Genomic DNA, 17890 nt, shown 5'->3' with positions numbered 1-17890 from the left:
GCCGTCACACCAGCTGGTCGCCGATATAACCGCCTTGCTGTACACCCGGGAAACAAGCGAAAACAGCACTTCCGATATGCTGAATGTATTCATTCAACGCATCGATCTGTGCTAACCGTTGTTGCATCGGAATAAATTGTTTTTCAATACTGCGTTGATAACTAATAAAAAACAATCCAGCATCCAATTGTCCGGTAACTTTATCCATCCCACTTGAATATGAATAAGGACGACGCAAAATTTGCATAGTACCGTCTCCGCGAGCGACACGCATATGGGCATTCATTGGAATCACAGGCTTACCTGAAGTGTCTTTGGCTTCCATATCTCCGCGATCAAATTCATTATGTGAACCGAGTGGAGCACCACTGACTCGTTCTCGTCCAAATGTATTTTCCTGATCTGCTAGACTGGAACGATCCCATACTTCAATACGCATCCGAATCCGGCGCACGACCATATAACTACCATTGGTCATCCAGCCTGCACCATCTTGTGGTTGCACCCAGACGACTTCGTTCATCATTGAGTTGTCTTTGACGCTTGGATTAGCGGTGCCATCTTTGAAGCCCATCAGATTTCGTGGAGTGGCTTGATTGGGATCAGCTGCACTACTGCGCTGGAATCCTTCTTGGCTCCAACGTAAAACCGCCGAACCGCGGGCAATTCGAATTAAATTACGCATCGCGTGAAAAGCGACCTGCATATCATCAGCACAGATTTGTACAGCTAGATCTCCGCCACACCATTCGGATTGTAGATTGTCTCCGTTAAAAGCAGGCAGGTCTTTAAAGTTCGCTGGTCTTTTGCCAGATAGTCCAAATCGATGGTCAAATAAAGCAGGGCCTGCACCAAATGTAATTGTAAGGTTGGAAGAAGAAAGCCCTGCCGCTTCACCGGTATCCGCAGGGGGAAGATTCGGATTTTCATTTTGCCCATCTAACAATTCGCCAGCCATAAGTGAAGCACTTGCCTTAGTCCAAGCTTGAAATAGTCGGCGTAAGCCTGCGGCATCATTTAAAGTCACATCAAATGAAGCAAAGCACATAAAGTTCTGACTAGGCGTAACAATACCCGCTTGATGTGTACCATAAAAAGAATGTTGATCCCCGCCATGTGTAATACCAGTTGTTACATTTTCAGCACTACCCGGTGTATCGGACGCAGGTTGTTTGGTGAGACCGGTAGCTTTCATGATACCTAGTGCGCCTGAACTTCCCAAAAGAAGCCCAACACCAGAAGCGCCTGCTAACCGCAACATATCACGACGGCTAACAGGCTTTTTGAATACTCCAGTTTGAGGTTCGTTACTTACTTCTGTAGAAGAAGTTGAATCCACTTCAGATGGAACTGAAGTGGATTTTGGTTGATCTTCGGATGAATTCTTTTTGCTCATTATGATTACACCCCTAAAATAGTACCCATCTGCGACAAAGGTTCAGCCAGTGCATCAAGGTTTTGACTTAATGTACGAATATCTTCTTTAGTCAGTTTGTCATAGGTTACATAACCGCCGTCTTTGGTAGCAAAAGGAGCCAATTCTTTATTTAACGCTTCAAACCGTTCACCGATTTGTTTTTCCAGATCAGCATCTTTTTCAGCCAAACGTGGTTTGAGAATGTCGTAAATTTTTTCTGCACCTTCTACGTTAGCGACAAAATCATACAAGTCCGTATGAGAGTAGCGTTCTTCTTCACCTGTAATTTTGGAAGAAGAGACTTCATTCAGCAGTTCTACGGCTCCAACCACAAGCATACTAGCATCAATGTCAACCGTTTCCACTTTAGCGCGTAACAATTGCGCATCTTGTAGAAGACGATCAGCATATTCGCTCATGCCGTCTGTTGTTTTCTTTTCCCAAAGTGCTTGTTCGATCTTATGGAATCCACGCCAGTCTTTATCATCAACATCGCCTGCACGCGCATCAATATCAGGATCAAGATTTCCCAAAGCTTCTGCAATCGGTTCGATCCGTTCATAATGCATACGAGCTGGAGCATAAAGCGCTTGAGCTTCTTTCAACTTGCCGGCTTTGACTGCTGCTGTAAATTTCTCTGTTTCGGTTACAAATGAATCAATCTCACCGATCGCATATGTACGATACTGTTCGGTCTCATTTTTGAAATCAGCTGTAGAAGCTGTAGTCGATTCGGTAGATGGTGTAGCAGTTGTTGACTCTGTGGTAGTTGCTTCTGTTGTTGCTGGAGCTGCTGTTGTATTAGTAGGCGCTTGATTACCACAAGCGGTAAACAGTACAGAAGATAAAAGAATTGTTGCTGGTAATGTTACACGTGCTTTCATAAAATGACACTCCTTAATAATGATAATCGTTCTCAATTATTAATCTATCATAATGGTGAACGATAAGAGCGTCAATCTTTATTTTTATGTAAATGGATACAAGGGGGATTGAAAATAAGATGAGGGTTGGGGGAGTGGAAAAGGTTGCGAGTGACTTCGCTGTGGGAAAGGATCATTCATATGATCGCTGTTAAGAGCAGATATCTTGGATTCTGTTTTCAACAGATGATATCTGCTCTTAAAGGCGAACGCTTCGCTTCTGCTGAACGATTCCTTTCCCTCCGCTTGGTCGGAAGCAGAACCTTAGTGATGGGTTAGGTAGTGGGCTATTTTCAATCGGGAGGGGGAGGTAGAAAAAGGGATAAGGGAATAAAATATAGTATATTTTATTTTGAATGGGTGAAGGATGAATAGATAGAACATATATGGTGAAAGAAAGCTATTTTTGGTCTTAGGAGTTGCTAATATTTCTGATGAGCTTAAATTGATAGATCAAATACGATAGGAATACACTCAACATTTATTTGTTATTAAAATAGATTAATGGAATCTTATTGCTTAATTTTATAAGGAAAATTAAGTTTGCTGGCATATGCCAAACTAAGAAATGATATACAACCATAATATAGATAAACACCTCTAGCGGAGCAAACGGAATCGTTCTGGAGAAGCGGAGCGTTCGCCTTTAAGAATAGATATCCTCTGCGCAAGCAGATTTCAAAGATATCTATTCTTAACAGCGATCAGAAGAATGATCCGTTTGTGTAGCGATATTACCTTTACCAGCCTCCCGTATCTGAGATTGACGTCACACGGAAGTATCCATTTTCCCAATTCATCTGCAAATATAATTTACCGTTCTTTGTCTAGTATTCGTGTTTCGTGTTTAATAAAGAACATACTTAGTTTTGCTAATCAAACATTATCAAGCATTATCAAGCATTGAACATACCCGAGGAGGAAATAATTATGACGATTAAAGCAGTTATTTTTGATTTAGATGGAGTTATCGTATCGACGGATCAGTATCATTTTGAAGCTTGGAGTAAAATTAGTGAAGAAGAAGGTATCCCTTTTAACGAAACGATCAATCATCAGTTGCGCGGAGTGAGTCGGATGGAGAGTCTGGATATTATTTTGCAACGTGCGACCAAAACGTATACAGACAAAGAAAAATTAGCATTAGCAGAGAAAAAGAATGAGTATTATCGCCAATCGTTACACCATTTAAGCCCGAGCGATCTATTACCAGGGGTTGAACATACACTGAAAGAATTGAAAAAAAATAAAATCAAAATTGCTATCGGTTCTTCTAGCAAAAATACACCAACGATTTTGAAGCAGATAGGTCTGGATAAAGAATTTGATGCGATTGCAGACGGTAATGATATTACGCGCAGTAAGCCTGATCCTGAAGTGTTTTTATTAGCAGCAACTCGCTTGGATATTGCTCCAGAAGAATGTCTGGTTGTAGAAGATGCACTAGCAGGTGTAGAAGCAGCGATAGCTGGCAAAATGAATGTAGCGGCTGTAGGAGAGTCTTTGCGTAGTTCTGATGCAGACTACTATCTGGAAACGGTCGATGAATTACTTGAATTAGTATTATAACTTGAACACCCTTCAAAACATGCTATGATGAATATATCTTAAATTCATTCTGGGATAAAGATAATGAATAGATAAAAATATTCTGATAGTGGGCTATGGGGGGAATCAGCAATGGATTACACGTCAACATTTGATCGTACAATTGCGCGTATAGGAACCAGTTCAGAAAAGTGGGATGCGCTTCGTAAACATTTTGGGACAGACGATGTTATTCCTTTATGGGTAGCAGATATGGACTTTGCGGCGCCATTACCTGTACAAGAAGCTATTCAGCAACGGATGGAACATGGTGTGCTTGGTTATACAGTTCGTACCAATCAGTATCATCAGTCGATAGTGAATTGGATGGAACGTAGGCATCAATGGAGTATAGATCAGGACTGGATCGTATTTACACCAGGTGTGGTATCTGCGCTGAATTTTGCTGTAGAGACTTATACAGAACCCGGGGATAAAGTGATTATCCAGACACCGGTGTATCCTCCTTTTTATAGTGTTGTCAAAGGACATGGACGAGAATTGGTCGAAAATCCGTTGATCCAAGATTCTAATGGAGATTATCTTATGGATTTCGAACATTTAGAAAGTGTGCTAGATGAGCATGTGAAAATGTTGATTTTGTGCAATCCGCATAATCCTATTGGACGGGTATGGACACGCAACGAATTAGAACAATTAGAACGTCTCTGTGCGAAGTGGAATATTATTGTAGTATCCGATGAAATTCATGGTGATCTTGTGCATGAACCTCATTCTCATATTCCGTATGCCAGCTTGTCTGAATCTGCTAGAAACCGGAGTATTATTTGTACTGCGCCAAGCAAAACATTCAATATTGCAGGCTTGAACACATCTAACATTATTATCCCGAATGAACAATTACGGAACGCATTTGCATTGAAAATTAATCAATTTGGGATCGGACAAATTAATGTGTTTGGAGCGGTCGCTACAGAAGCAGCATATACACATGGTCAAGAGTGGTTACAGCAATGTATGGAGTACACGTATCGCAATATGGAATATGTACAACAGTATATAGCGGAGCATTTACCAGAATTATCAGTGCGATTGCCAGAAGCAACTTATTTACTATGGATCGATTGTAGTCAGCTTCAGATGGAACAATTGGAGTTGGTTTCTTTTTTACTGGATCAAGCCAAGATTGCACTGAATGATGGCAATGCGTTTGGTACGACAGGTCAAGGGTATATGCGTATGAATGTAGCATGTTCACGTTCTTTATTAGAAGAAGCGATGGGACGATTGCATAACGCTATAAAGGTATGGAGAACAACGCAACCAGTAACAGCTACGGTGGAATAGAATACACCTTATAAGTAACAACTGTTCAAGCTTTTTACGATATCTTCAAATTATTAAAAACAGACTGCTTTCTACAATACCGACTATAGGTATCTAGAAAGCAGTCTGTTTGCTTTGGATCATTATTGATATACAGAGTAGATTGCTATTCTGTATATCGCGGCTATGCCAATTTTAGATTTGGTTCAAGTATTCTACAATCGTAAGCAAGCCTTTATCAAAGTTCTCCAAGTTGAAATGTTCATTAGGAGCATGCAGGTTCTCGTCAGGTAAGCCGAAGCCCATCAATACTACAGTCGGAGCAATTAGACGAGAAAATGCTTCAACGATTGGAATCGAACCACCATCTTTAGTGAATAATGCACGTGTTCCATATACTGTTTTGAAGGCGTCAGCCGCTTTTTGCAACAATTCGGCAGAAGGATCGATATTGAAAGCACGAGCTTTTTCACCTGGTTTAATATCAATCGTTGCGCCGGTTGGTACATTTGCTTCTAGATGCTTAATAATTTGATCCAATACATAAGCAGGATCTTGATTAGCGACTAGACGACAAGTGATTTTGGCACTGGCTTCTTTTGGAATAACTGTTTTGCTTCCTTCGCCTTGAAAACCACCATACAATCCATTGATCTCAAGTGTTGGACGAGCGCCGACACGTTCTACAAAGGAATAACCTTCTTCACCATGAAGAGATTCTAGCGCTAACGATTGTTGCAATTTCTTCTCATCGAAAGCTTGTTTTACAAATTCATTGCGCATTTCATCCGACAATGGCAATACACCTTCATAGAATCCATCAACCAATACACGACCTTGTTTATCATGCAAAGAGTTCAGTATTTCTACGATAGAGTGAAGTGCATTTGGAACTCCACCACCGAAGCTACCGGAGTGTAGATCGGTATTAGCTGTATGAATCGTAAATTCAAGCGAGCATAGTCCACGCAATCCTGTGCAGATCGCAGGTTTTCCTTTTTCGATCAAAGCCGTATCCGAGATCAATACAGCATCCGCAGATAGCATGTCTTTATTGCTTTCCAAAAATGCAGGCAGATTCGCACTAGAAATTTCTTCTTCACCTTCGATACAAAACTTCACGTTTACCGGAAGTGTTCCTTCTTGCTTTAGAATCGCTTCTACTGCTTTGATATGCAAAAAGATTTGACCTTTATCATCGGTTGCGCCACGAGCGAACAATTTGTCACCACGAATCGTAGGTTCAAACGGAGGCGTCTCCCATAAGTGTAATGGATCGACCGGTTGTACATCATAATGTCCATAGACCAATACCGTTGGCTTACCCGGTGCATGCAAATAATCCGCTGTAACAATTGGATGACCAGCAGTTGGATGAATCTCTACATGTTCGAGACCCGCTTTTTTCAACGTTTCTGCTAACCATTCAGCCGCACGTAGCATATCTGGCTTATGTTCTGAGATAGCAGAAATACTAGGAATAGATAACCATTCTTTTAACTCATTTAAATGGTGTTCACGATGTTCTTGAAAATATGTAGCATAACTCATAATTGTATATCCTCCTTAGGAAATAGAGATCATTGCTTGAATCCGATAGGATCATATCCAGTCATCAAAAAGCGTATGTTTCTATTTTACTACGTTTTGCTCCAATTGCGAAAAGTTTAACTACAAAATAAAGCAGAACGGTTCCAAAAGCGTACTTTGGAATCGTTCTGCTCTATACAATCATCATGTATTCAACTATTGATCTACTTAAAAAAGAAAGATAAAGAAAAGCATAAAAAGAGAGATAACTATAAACACAAACAACAAAAATAGATCTATTTGTTGTTGTGTTTCTTTTATCACTATACTTATTTTGTAGTCGTGCTTACTTTAAAAGCTCCATCTGTCAATTTACCTGTATTGGCAAAATCGACACCCGGTGTATTGGTCTCCGGATTGATAATCGCTACTGCAATATCATACGTACCTGCGGCAAGACTACTAGCCACAGGAATCGAATCAGTTACTGTATATGATCCTGTTTTCCATGTAGTTAGATTAGCGGTTGTGGTTTTTTTGGCAACAACGGTATCTCCTTTACGCAATTGAATTTCCAACGGCCATGCAAAAGGGAAATGCTGTACGCCTTTATTTTCGACTTTGACTGTTACCGCTACAGAAGCGCCTGTAAGTGTAGTCGGATGGGATACTTCTTTGATGACAAAATGATAACCCATTCGTTTTTTCAACGTATCGATATTGGCTTGTAGTGTTCCTCCAACAGCAAGAGAAGCAGGGGAGTTAGGGCCGAGCCAGCTTGGTTTACTAAGTTCCGTCTGACGCAACGTTTCAGTAAATCCAGCACCTGTAGTGAGTGCTGCATTCATACCCGAAGCACCACCATAGAACTCACCACCCGAAATGCGTGTTTCCCAGAAATCTTTGTGAGCAGGTTGCTGTTGACCAATATCATCCCAGTAGCCATTTTGCGTTCCTGTGTACCAGCCCCAATCGGCATCGAAGCTTGGTTTGTCTCCGAATACATCGTTAAACATACCCATGACAAGCCCTTTATTATTGGTTTTGGCAAGAGCAATACTGCGTCGAATCATTAATTGCATTTTATCTTCTTTGCCTGCAAAAGCATCAATATAATGTTGTACATATTGATTAGAGATCGCATTAACAGGGAATGTTCCGGTATAGTTCGTTTCTCCATTAGGTCCAACATAAGGCCATGTATGGAATTCACCCCAATGTCCAAGCGATCCAATCTGTACAAAAGCGACCGGACGATCATTCGTATTATAACGATTAGCAATGGCTTCGATCGCTAGCTTATGGCGAGCAATCAAATAAGTGGAACTATAATTAGGAGAAAATCCTGTATTGTTACCAGCGCCCATGCCTCCAGTAGCATCACTATAAGCTACTCCAGCAGATTCACCTTGAGCAACAATATCATTGACTAACCAATCTGGAATATCGCGATGGGCACTTCCAGAAGGGCTATCGAGAATAAGGCGGAATACGACTTTAACTCCTTTACTTTTCCAGTATGCAAAATTGTTAGTCGCTTCGATCGCGGCGAAATCATAATTACCTTTGGTGGGTTCTAATTCTTTCCATGTGACTCCTGCATATACCAATCGGTGTTGTTGCGGATAAGAAGTCGATTTGGCAGAAGGAGACCAACCTTTAAAAGGATTATTAAGAGGGCTATCTAATTCTGTAGGCGTGACCACTGTTGTCGTGCCTGTTGATGGTGTATCTGTAGCAATAGTATACAAAGGCAATAGCAGTGAAGCGGCAGGAAGACGGTTAGTTGCTGAATTGTTATCAATATAACCAATTTTTATCGTATTGCCGACTGCTAATTGCAAGGTGGACAATGGGATAGAAGTCTCAATAGTGGAAGAATTACGTACAAATTGAGAAGCAGGTAAAGTGCTGATTGCATTCCAACTCCAACTTGTGCCATCTCCGGTGTAACGATATAACGTATTATTTTCGAGCATCCATTCAATACCGGTGACACCCCAGCCAGAAGCTTGGTAACCTGTAGCTGTATTATTGTCTGTATTGAGCCAGAAGCTTCCTGTAGCCGTGCTCAGACCAGCACCTTGAACAAGAGCGTACAAGTTAGTACTATTCTGCGTTACTTTGAGACTCTGAGCAGTACCTGTATTAGTTGTTAAAGCGTTAATACTACTCCAATCGGCTGCATTACCATCTACTCCAATCGTTGCTGCCTGACTTTGTTGAATCATGGTTGAAGGGGCAAACAGTGTACATAACATCACTAACACGATCCACATTAAAGTAAGACGCTTCGTACTCCATTTTAATAATTGCATCGTCATCCTCCTTCGTATTTATACGGTTTATTCGTGACTGAAGATCTGCTTCCTCCCCTGTTCAACCACCTCCTTTACGTATTAAATAGTTAATCTACCCATGACTTTTAGAAAATAAGCAATAAACTTATTTTTTTGCGGCAAATATTTAAAATGAATAGAATTGAGAAAAATATTATGTAAGATCACATAAGCATTATAAGTCAATTATTTTCCATATACAAGCTAATTTAACCTCAAATTTGGATATTTTAGAGAAAATAAAAGAAATTAAACTTAAAATTGCGGCAAAATATAACATGAAAAAGCATAAAATAGATTGACAAGAGCCAATGTCTACTTTACTATCAAGTCATACTTAGTATTGAGTTAGCTTATTTGACATTGTTTATATTTTAATTTGCCGCAAAATTAAATGATGGAGTGTGGAAAAATGGAGAAAATAAGACTAGCATTTATTGGAGTAGGCGATATGGGCTCGCATCATTGTATCGGATTCGATCGATTAGATGATTGTGAAGTGTTGTACATATGTGATACCCATGAAGCCAATGTAGAACGAACGTTAAAAGAATTAACGAATAGTCAACCTGTTATTTATCAAGATTATCGGGAATTATTGAACAAGGACGATCTGGATGCAGTCGTGATCAGTATTCCTAACTATTTGCACCGTGAAGTAGCTGTTGCTTTTTTAGAAGCAGGCAAACATGTTTTTTTGGAAAAGCCAGTTGCTCATACATTAGAAGACTGTGATGCTATTATTGCGGCGGCAGCTCAACATAATAAAGTATTGCAGATCGGGCTGGTCTATCGTTATTCGAATCTGTATCGCCGTATGGCAAAAGAATTAGCGAATGAACGCTTAGGCGATGTGAAATTAATGTGGTGCAAAGAGTTTCGTGATCCTTTTCCACCGACCGATTGGTTTTATGATCAGTCCAAATCGGGTGGAGCGATTGTAGAGAAAGATTGCCATCATTTTGATATTTTCAACTGGATGATCGACTCTCCACCTGTACGTGTATTTGCTTCAGGTGGGCAGCATGTACTGAAACAAGGACAGGAAAATATGATTTATAATTCATATAGTCATTATCCGGTCAAAAGTATAGAACAGACTTCGATCGTAGATCACGCTTTTATCACGATTGATTATGAAAATGGCAGTAAAGCGAATCTAGGATTGTGTATGTATCTGCAACCTAGAAATCTACTGGATGAAGGATTAGAGATCGGACTGATCGGTGAAAATGGTGTGCAAATGGTAGCCAAAAACGACCGTACGATCGATATTGCAGGTGGAGCCGATTATACACGCGAACATTTGGATATGGATGTAACTTCAGATTCGATTATGGGTGGACATACCGGTGGACAGACCCAACGGATCGATTTTTTGAAATGTATTATAGAAGGAACTGAGCCATTTGCCAATGCGGAGATCGGTCGTAATGCTTTGTTAGTCGCACTTGCAGCCGAGAAATCAATCGTAGAAGAACGGTATGTGTATTTAGCCGAACTATAAAAAGAAAGGGGGGCTCAAATGAAAGGTCTCAGAAAGTATGATACCCTGTTATTTTTTCTTTTTATTGCTCCATGGATCATCGGCTTTATTACATTTTTCTTGATTCCTTTTGGAACATCTGTTTTTTATGCTTTTACCGATGCTCGTTTACCAGGAGCCGTCACGTATCAATTTGTAGGTCTGGATAATTTTGTCGAGATGACGAATGATTCTATTTTTCTCAAAAGTTTGTTTAATACATTATATTTTGTTGTGTTTGGCGTTCCTGTTGTGACGATTGGTATGTTGTTGTTAGCGTTATTACTGAATATGAATATCAAAGGCATAGCGCTATTCCGTACCTTTTACTATTTGCCGACATTGGTACCGATTGTCGCGACCGTGATTATCTGGCGGTTGGTATTCAACTCCGAATTTGGGATATTGAATGCTGCGCTTGGGAGTATCGGTATTTCCAAAATCGATTGGCTTGGCGGCGAGCATACGATAAAACCAGTTATTATTTTGCTACAAGTATGGATTTCGGGTAGTGGTGTTCTTATCTTTCTGGCTGCTCTCAAAAATGTACCCCGTCATCTGTATGAAGCGGTAGAAATTGATGGAGCAGGTAAAGTACGCAGTTTCTTTTCGATTACTCTTCCGATGATTAGCCCTTCGATTTTATTTGTTGTGATTATTCAGACCATGTACAACTTTCAGCTATTTACCGAATCCTTATTATTATCCCGGGGTGGACCCAATTATGCTTCGTATACGTTTGTGTATAGCATTTACAAATCAACCTTTACCGACCTCAAGTTTAGTATGGCGATGTCCCAGTCTATCTTTTTGTTTATTCTGATTGCTGTCGTGACATGGATATTGATGAAAATTTCGAATCGTGTTGTGTATTACGAAGGGGATAAGTAGGGAGGGGAAATAATGAGAAGTACGAGAACGACATCAACCCGTTATATCGCAGGTGTGATTGTGAAATATGTATTGTTATGTACCGCATTATTACTATTTATAGGGCCTTTAGTCTGGCTACTTTCTACCATGATGAAAACAAAAGCTGAAACGTATAAAATGCCGCCTACTCTTTTACCAGAATCGATTACGTTTGAATCGTTTGAGCGATTGTTTGCTGTTCAGCCTTTAATGTTGCAATGGATAGAAAATTCATTAATCGTATCGATCTTGGTCGTGATTGGTGCTGTGATTTCTAGTTCACTGGTTGCCTATGGATTTGCCCGCTTCAAAACAAACTACGCTTCACGTTTATTTCCATTAGTGTTAATGACATTGATGATCCCTCCTTCAATTATGATGATTCCTTCGTACGTATTATTTACTAAGCTCGGGTGGATTGATACCTGGCTACCGCTTATCGTTCCTTCATGGTTAGGAGGAGCCTATTATATTTTTTTGTTCCGCCAATTTTTCTTAACAATTCCGCAAGAACTGGATGAAGCTACTTATCTCGATGGAGGCAATCGCTGGACGGTTTATTTTCGCGTAATTATGCCTTTGTCCAAGCCGATTATTATCACGACGATTATTTTTGCTTTTGTTAATTCGTGGCTCGATTTTTTAGGTCCTTTTTTGTATATCAAAGACAGTCAGTTATTCACATTGAGTGTAGGTTTGCAATTGTTAATCGGACAGACCAGCCAGGATTTTCCCGCTCTGGCGGCAGGTGCTTTTATCAGCATTATTCCAATAGCGATTCTGTATTTTTTTGCGCAACGTTATATTGTCGAAGGGGTTGTACTGACAGGTTCCAAAGGATAAGGTCGATCATCTGATTAAAGGGGCGCTTATTATGAAAATCAACAGTAAATGGATGTACTGTAGTGTGATCATGTTGGTGATGATGAGTATGATACTGGCAGGGTGTGGACGTGGCACTTCCAATTCGAATTCAGCTTCTGGAACCAAAGAAGGTTCAGCAGACAGTCCGGTTGAGATTACGTATGCGCAGTGGGGAACCGCAGAAGAATTACAGCGTACACAGGAATTGTTGGATACTTTTATGAAAGCCAATCCCGATATCAAAGTAACATTAGAAGGTAAAGATTGGAGCAGTTATTGGGATGGGCTAACCGCGAATGCCGCAGGCGGTAAATTACCTGATGTGATGAAAACAAGTTATGCATATATTGAGAAGTATGCACAGCTTGGTATTTTTAAAGAATTAGATACGCTATTAACCAGTCAATCTTTTGATCTGAATAATATTGATCCCGGTATCTTAGCGCTTCATCAATATGAGGGCAAACAAGTCTCTTTGCCGATCGATGCCAATGTGATTGTCTGGTATTACAACAAAGCATTGTTCAATGATCCCAAAACCAATCCCAAAGGAGCCAAACCGCCTGTATTAGAACCTACATGGGACGAGATTACACAAATTGCTACCCAGATGACGATAGATAAAAATGGGAAAACAGCAGATGAAACAGGATTCGATAGTAATCAGATAGCCCAGTGGGGGATGTCGATCTCACCCGGTTCAAGTATTGATTGGTTTCTAGAACCTGAATTGTGGTCCAATGGAGCTAAATTAATCAATGATGACGGTACATTAGCGCTGAACACACCTGAAGCCAAGCAAGTGTTAGATACATTTATCGATCTAACCAAAACTAAAAAAATCAATACCACTCCTGCTCAAATTGAAGGATTGGGTGGACAGGTTAACCTAGCGATTACTACAGGCAAAGTAGCTATGAACCCTGGTGGAAGCTGGAATGTAACCAATTACCAGGAAGCGAAGACCGATTACGGTATTACGTATTTGCCTAAATTCAAAGAAAATAAAACCGTTGTTCAGCCCGCAGGTGTAGCCGTTAGCGCTATGACCGAACATGAAGAAGCGGCGTACCGTTTGGCCGCATGGTTAGCAGGGCCGGATGGACAAACAGCGCTGGCACAGCAAGGGTATTCGATTCCGTCAAATAAAGCCGCCGCCGATGCTTATTTAGCCAAAGCAGGTTCAGGTAATCAGATTTTTATTGATGCTCAACAATTTGGAATTGTATCTCCTTTTACCGCGAAGAAAACGGATTTGGTCTGGACATATGGTGAACAAGCACTCAAACTTCCGTTGGCAGGTGAAGGAGATGTACAAGCCGCACTAGATCAGTTAGCATCGCAAATGAATTAAAGATATCACGTTCAGAAGCAGAACAATAGTGAGATTATCGCGCTTGTTCTGCTTATTTACATAAAGATGGTATGATTGACAGAAGCAAATGAGCACTATAAAATTAATTTTGCCGCAAAATTTGCGCATGAAATAAGTATACAGATATTAAATCGTTACGATCACATGATCAATCCAAAGAATCACTTGCAGAGAAAGGACAAACTTATGGCTAAACTAAAAGATATTGCTGAACGTGTAGGTGTGTCGATCTCTACCGTTTCACGAGTAATGAAAAATGATGCCAACCGTTCGGTAAGTGAAGAGACACGTAAAAAAATATGGGATACCGCCGCAGAACTGGGATATAACAAAACTCGTTCATCCACTACCAAAAAAGACGAGCAGACTACAGCTTACCGTATAGGTTGTGTTGTAGCAAAGCCGCAAAATAAATATAATAATCCGTATTTCTCTGTGATTTTAGAAGGTATCGAAAAAGAGTTGAGTCGTCGGGGAATGCGGTTAGAATTTGTATTCAGTATCGAAAATCCTACAGATACCGAGCAATTAAAGCATCTTGTGCATGAACATCAGATCAATGGGATGCTGGTAGTAGAACGTATTGAGCAAGAAGCTTATCAATGGATCAAAGAACATGTTCAAGTGGTCGTAGGTGTTGATCTCAGCGACGCTTCGATACCTGTTGTTCATTATGATCGGACTGCTGCTGTGCAAGAAGTGGTGTCTTCACTGATCGAACAAGGACATCGACGGATTGCTTATCTAGGTGGCTCTGAATCGGATGATCATTTTCGCAGTGAAAAGCGTTTTCTAGGGTATCAACGTGCGATGCTACAAGCCGATCTTCCTATTGATGATCAATGGGTGATTGATGTGAAGTGGGATGTATCACTTAGTTATGAACTCACCAAGCAAGCTTTTGCACAGAATGAAGAATTACCTACAGCTATTTTTGCCGCTAGTGATATGATGGCGATTGCCGCGATGAGAGCAGCGAATGAACAAGGGCTGAAAATTCCGGAGGATATCGCTTTTTTTGGAGTTGATGATATTGAAGTTTCTGCCTTTACATCACCACCGTTATCTACCGTGCACGTGCCGAAGTTAGAAATGGGTATATTTGCAGTGAAGTTGTTACTGGATTATTTAGAACATCAATATGCGATTCCTGTGAAAATAACGATTCCCCATCAGATTATTGTTAGACAGTCCTCGGGCACTCTTTTATCTGAAAAAGTAGATGCGCAGGCATGATAGTTCTTTTGCAGTCATGTTGAATAAGATATCGATCAAATGAATGCTCTTTGCTTCTGTAGCAAAGGGTATTTTTTATATATGTCATCATTGTATAAAAGCATACTCTGAAATAAATCATAGAAGTATGTCTTGAACATCCTATTTTATGGGTAATATGCGATAGGTCAGATACATAATTGAAGTGGAAAAGAACAGTATTAGATGAATATTTAAATTGTTATAAGCCATAAAAATTAGCTGTTGACAAATAAGTTTCCCTGATGCAAAATATGGTCTAAGTATTATGTTGCTATTGATATAATTATTATCACTATACAGACACATAGAATGTATTGGTATTCTAGATAAAATAAGCCATTGGATAGGCTTACTGTAGAGAAAGGATGAGACACGAAGAATGGATTCCAACACAGAATTAAATACAAATATAGATGTCAAAAAATCAAACTGGTTACACTCCAGTTCAAGTATTAGTATGGAAGAAGTGAATAATACCGTTAAGATTCCTGAAAATGCTGGATTCTGGCGTAAGTTTTTCGCTTTTTCCGGTCCGGGAGCATTGGTTGCTGTTGGATATATGGACCCGGGGAACTGGGCAACTTCGATAGCAGGAGGAGCTCGCTTCGGATACACCTTGTTATCAGTTGTACTGATTTCTAACTTGATCGCTATGTTATTACAAAGTTTATCTGCCAAATTAGGAATTGTGACAGGGCGAGATTTGGCACAGGCGACTCGTGATACAACGAACAAAAGAACAGCCGTTTTTCTCTGGATACTGACTGAACTTGCGATTATTGCTACTGATCTAGCAGAAGTAATCGGATCAGCGATTGCACTGAATTTGTTATTCGGGATACCGTTACTATGGGGTATTGTGATTACCACTTTTGATGTATTACTTCTATTGTTATTACAGAAAAAAGGATTTCGGATTATTGAATCTATTATTATCGTATTGATGGCGACGATTTTTTGTATCTTTGTATTTGAAGTGATTATCTCCAAGCCAGAAGTATCGGCTTTGTTAGGCGGATATGTACCGAAGTTTGAGATTGTGACCAATCCAGCGATGTTATTTGTAGCATTAGGGATTTTGGGAGCGACAGTAATGCCGCATAATCTATATCTACATTCATCGATCGTACAGACACGTCAATACAAGCGCACAGAAGAAGGTCGCAAAGAAGCAGTAAAATTTGCGAATATTGATTCTATTCTTTCATTATCTGTCGCTTTTCTAATCAACTCGGCGATTTTAATCTTAGGAGCTTCTGCTTTTTTTGGTACAGGGTTAAATGTTAGTGGGATTGAAGATGCTTATGCTTTGCTAAGTCCGACATTAGGCGTAGGAATTGCCAGTACATTATTTGCAGTAGCTTTGCTGGCTTCAGGACAGAATTCCACAATCACAGGTACACTAGCAGGACAGATTGTCATGGAAGGATTTATCAATTTACGTATTTCACCTGTGTTACGCCGTATTATCACTCGATTATTAGCTGTTATTCCTGCTTTTATCGTGACATGGATTGCAGGAGCAAAAGGAACAGGAGAGTTATTACTATGGAGTCAGGTGGTACTGAGTCTACAATTACCATTTGCAATTATTCCACTGGTTCGGTTTACGAGTGATCGTGCCAAAATGGGTTCATTTGTCAATCCAGCATGGGTCAAAATTTTGGCATGGATCGCCACTGTGGTGATCGTAGCTTTAAATATATTTTTAATTATTTATATTTTTGCAACCGGCGGTGGCTTTTAATACCAAATTAATATCAATATAGGATGTTTAATCCACCGATCTCAAAAAGCTTTTATCCACTTACAAGGGTAAAAGCTTTTTTGTCATATTTTGTTCAAATAATGGGCTAAAAAGGTGGGAAAAATGGAATATTTTTTTATAAAATACTAATCGTTTTGTGTAGTTTGTACGTATATATAAGTAGAACAAATTTCAATAATATATGTCATACATTTACGAATATTGATAAATAAATATTACTTTTACGATTTGTTTGATAAGCTGTGGTTAAAATATGTATACCGCAGTCTATATATCACTCAATTGCAATCAAGCGAAAGAATATAGCATTATTGTACATCTATCATTATCCTTCATCATTTACTTCTACTAATGAATTCACTCCTTTTATAAAAGTTACTATTGAGTAATAAGTACTACTTCTTCCTACTGTTTTATGGTTCTATAGGCATACTATTCCTACTCTCATACCTATGTATAGGAATATAAAAATGTCGAAAAAGAACGAATGAGAGGAAAGTGCTATAAATATTATGCAAAATTTACCGATAAACTATATAACAGGCACAAAGTCGCATGAAAAACGCAAACATTACCTAAAATCTAAGGGGGATTCAACCTATGAATTATACTAAATTATCTAACGTAAAAATTATGGAAAAAGCAAAAGCAACTTCTGGTGGATGGTTCCGATTTGTAGAAAGTAGCGAAATTAAAAACAATGCAAATGAAATGGAACAATGGGCAGCTATTTACCACGTTGCTAATGATAAATATATCGTAACTAATGATTTTCTAAATGTAGGATTGAATGACCATGCTAACCAAGTCAACGTTGTGGGTTATGGCGATAATTTAGATAGCATTATGTTCGTTATCTGGGAACACCAAAAAGAAGCAGGCAAATCTTTCACTATTTTAGATGAAATTCGTCAAATCAAAAATGAAGAGATCGAAAAAGCTAGCCAAAAATTGTGGGACTGGAACGAAAAAGCAGCAGACAGCACTTACTTCAAACACGAAATGTTCAACCCGTGGGAAGAAAGTTATTGAGCAATGAATGACCGAATCAAAAACAAGCTCTTCTGAACACCTTATGCTATAGAGGTGCAATCAGAAGAGTTTTT

The 17890-nt window shown here is 39.6% G+C and carries 13 protein-coding genes; 9 read left to right on the top strand and 4 right to left on the bottom strand.

The window, feature by feature from the left end; genetic code table 11:
• Positions 1-4: 4 nt before the first annotated feature.
• Both efeB and efeO read right to left on the bottom strand, forming a co-directional pair.
• On the bottom strand, positions 5-1396 hold the full coding sequence (gene efeB / locus PQ456_RS17485; protein WP_273613421.1) for an iron uptake transporter deferrochelatase/peroxidase subunit: 1392 nt from the start codon (positions 1394-1396) through the stop codon (positions 5-7).
• A 5-nt stretch (positions 1397-1401) separates the two neighbouring features.
• Entirely contained in the window at positions 1402-2301 is a 900-nt protein-coding gene (gene efeO, locus PQ456_RS17480; protein ID WP_273613420.1) for an iron uptake system protein EfeO, read from the bottom strand.
• Positions 2302-3270: 969 nt separating this feature from the next.
• Here efeO and pgmB point away from each other — a divergent pair.
• Both pgmB and PQ456_RS17470 read left to right on the top strand, forming a co-directional pair.
• Complete coding sequence (gene pgmB / locus PQ456_RS17475) at positions 3271-3909, top strand: beta-phosphoglucomutase (protein WP_273613419.1); 639 nt, start codon at positions 3271-3273, stop codon at positions 3907-3909.
• 111 nt (positions 3910-4020) lie between these two features.
• Positions 4021-5235, top strand: a complete 1215-nt coding sequence (locus PQ456_RS17470) for a MalY/PatB family protein (protein WP_273613418.1) — start codon at positions 4021-4023, stop codon at positions 5233-5235.
• Positions 5236-5409: 174 nt separating this feature from the next.
• Here PQ456_RS17470 and PQ456_RS17465 read toward each other — a convergent pair whose 3' ends face one another.
• Positions 5410-6765, bottom strand: coding sequence for a dipeptidase (locus PQ456_RS17465; RefSeq protein ID WP_273613417.1), 1356 nt, complete (start codon positions 6763-6765; stop codon positions 5410-5412).
• Positions 6766-7073: 308 nt separating this feature from the next.
• On the bottom strand, positions 7074-9062 hold the full coding sequence (locus tag PQ456_RS17460) for a DUF4832 domain-containing protein (RefSeq protein ID WP_273613416.1): 1989 nt from the start codon (positions 9060-9062) through the stop codon (positions 7074-7076).
• A gap of 433 nt (positions 9063-9495) precedes the next feature.
• On the opposite strand from PQ456_RS17460, the gene PQ456_RS17455 reads away from it, so the two are divergent.
• The 7 genes from PQ456_RS17455 (at position 9496) to PQ456_RS17425 (ending at position 17816) form a co-directional block, all read left to right on the top strand.
• Entirely contained in the window at positions 9496-10590 is a 1095-nt protein-coding gene (locus tag PQ456_RS17455; RefSeq protein ID WP_273613415.1) for a Gfo/Idh/MocA family protein, read from the top strand.
• Positions 10591-10608: 18 nt separating this feature from the next.
• On the top strand, positions 10609-11499 hold the full coding sequence (locus PQ456_RS17450) for a carbohydrate ABC transporter permease (RefSeq protein WP_273613414.1): 891 nt from the start codon (positions 10609-10611) through the stop codon (positions 11497-11499).
• A gap of 12 nt (positions 11500-11511) precedes the next feature.
• Positions 11512-12363 carry a carbohydrate ABC transporter permease gene (locus tag PQ456_RS17445; protein ID WP_273613413.1) on the top strand — a complete coding sequence of 284 codons (852 nt, stop codon included), beginning with the start codon at positions 11512-11514 and terminating at the stop codon, positions 12361-12363.
• A 31-nt stretch (positions 12364-12394) separates the two neighbouring features.
• Entirely contained in the window at positions 12395-13738 is a 1344-nt protein-coding gene (locus PQ456_RS17440) for an ABC transporter substrate-binding protein (protein ID WP_273613412.1), read from the top strand.
• A 207-nt stretch (positions 13739-13945) separates the two neighbouring features.
• The gene (locus tag PQ456_RS17435; RefSeq protein WP_273613411.1) at positions 13946-14995 is read left to right on the top strand and encodes a LacI family DNA-binding transcriptional regulator; all 1050 of its coding nucleotides are present in this window, start codon (positions 13946-13948) and stop codon (positions 14993-14995) included.
• 400 nt (positions 14996-15395) lie between these two features.
• Positions 15396-16763 carry an Nramp family divalent metal transporter gene (locus PQ456_RS17430; protein WP_273613410.1) on the top strand — a complete coding sequence of 456 codons (1368 nt, stop codon included), beginning with the start codon at positions 15396-15398 and terminating at the stop codon, positions 16761-16763.
• Between the two features lie 621 nt (positions 16764-17384).
• Positions 17385-17816: a hypothetical protein gene (locus PQ456_RS17425; protein WP_273613409.1), complete on the top strand. Its 432-nt coding sequence runs from the start codon at positions 17385-17387 to the stop codon at positions 17814-17816.
• The last annotated feature ends 74 nt before the right edge of the window (positions 17817-17890 follow it).

Source organism: Paenibacillus kyungheensis (assembly GCF_028606985.1).
In the GTDB taxonomy this organism is placed as follows: Bacteria; Bacillota; Bacilli; order Paenibacillales; family Paenibacillaceae; genus Saccharibacillus; species Saccharibacillus kyungheensis.
This window is presented reverse-complemented; position numbering and strand designations above follow the sequence as displayed.

Excerpts from the sequence above, each read along its gene's own strand:
- PQ456_RS17455 (WP_273613415.1), top strand. The coding sequence starts at position 9,496 with ATGGAGAAAATAAGACTAGCATTTATTGGAGTAGGCGATATGGGCTCG.
- PQ456_RS17440 (WP_273613412.1), top strand. The coding sequence starts at position 12,395 with ATGAAAATCAACAGTAAATGGATGTACTGTAGTGTGATCATGTTGGTG.
- PQ456_RS17435 (WP_273613411.1), top strand. The coding sequence starts at position 13,946 with ATGGCTAAACTAAAAGATATTGCTGAACGTGTAGGTGTGTCGATCTCT.
- efeB (WP_273613421.1), bottom strand. The coding sequence starts at position 1,396 with ATGAGCAAAAAGAATTCATCCGAAGATCAACCAAAATCCACTTCAGTT.
- PQ456_RS17460 (WP_273613416.1), bottom strand. The coding sequence starts at position 9,062 with ATGCAATTATTAAAATGGAGTACGAAGCGTCTTACTTTAATGTGGATC.
- pgmB (WP_273613419.1), top strand. The coding sequence starts at position 3,271 with ATGACGATTAAAGCAGTTATTTTTGATTTAGATGGAGTTATCGTATCG.
- PQ456_RS17470 (WP_273613418.1), top strand. The coding sequence starts at position 4,021 with ATGGATTACACGTCAACATTTGATCGTACAATTGCGCGTATAGGAACC.
- PQ456_RS17445 (WP_273613413.1), top strand. The coding sequence starts at position 11,512 with ATGAGAAGTACGAGAACGACATCAACCCGTTATATCGCAGGTGTGATT.
- PQ456_RS17425 (WP_273613409.1), top strand. The coding sequence starts at position 17,385 with ATGAATTATACTAAATTATCTAACGTAAAAATTATGGAAAAAGCAAAA.
- PQ456_RS17465 (WP_273613417.1), bottom strand. The coding sequence starts at position 6,765 with ATGAGTTATGCTACATATTTTCAAGAACATCGTGAACACCATTTAAAT.
- PQ456_RS17450 (WP_273613414.1), top strand. The coding sequence starts at position 10,609 with ATGAAAGGTCTCAGAAAGTATGATACCCTGTTATTTTTTCTTTTTATT.
- efeO (WP_273613420.1), bottom strand. The coding sequence starts at position 2,301 with ATGAAAGCACGTGTAACATTACCAGCAACAATTCTTTTATCTTCTGTA.
- PQ456_RS17430 (WP_273613410.1), top strand. The coding sequence starts at position 15,396 with ATGGATTCCAACACAGAATTAAATACAAATATAGATGTCAAAAAATCA.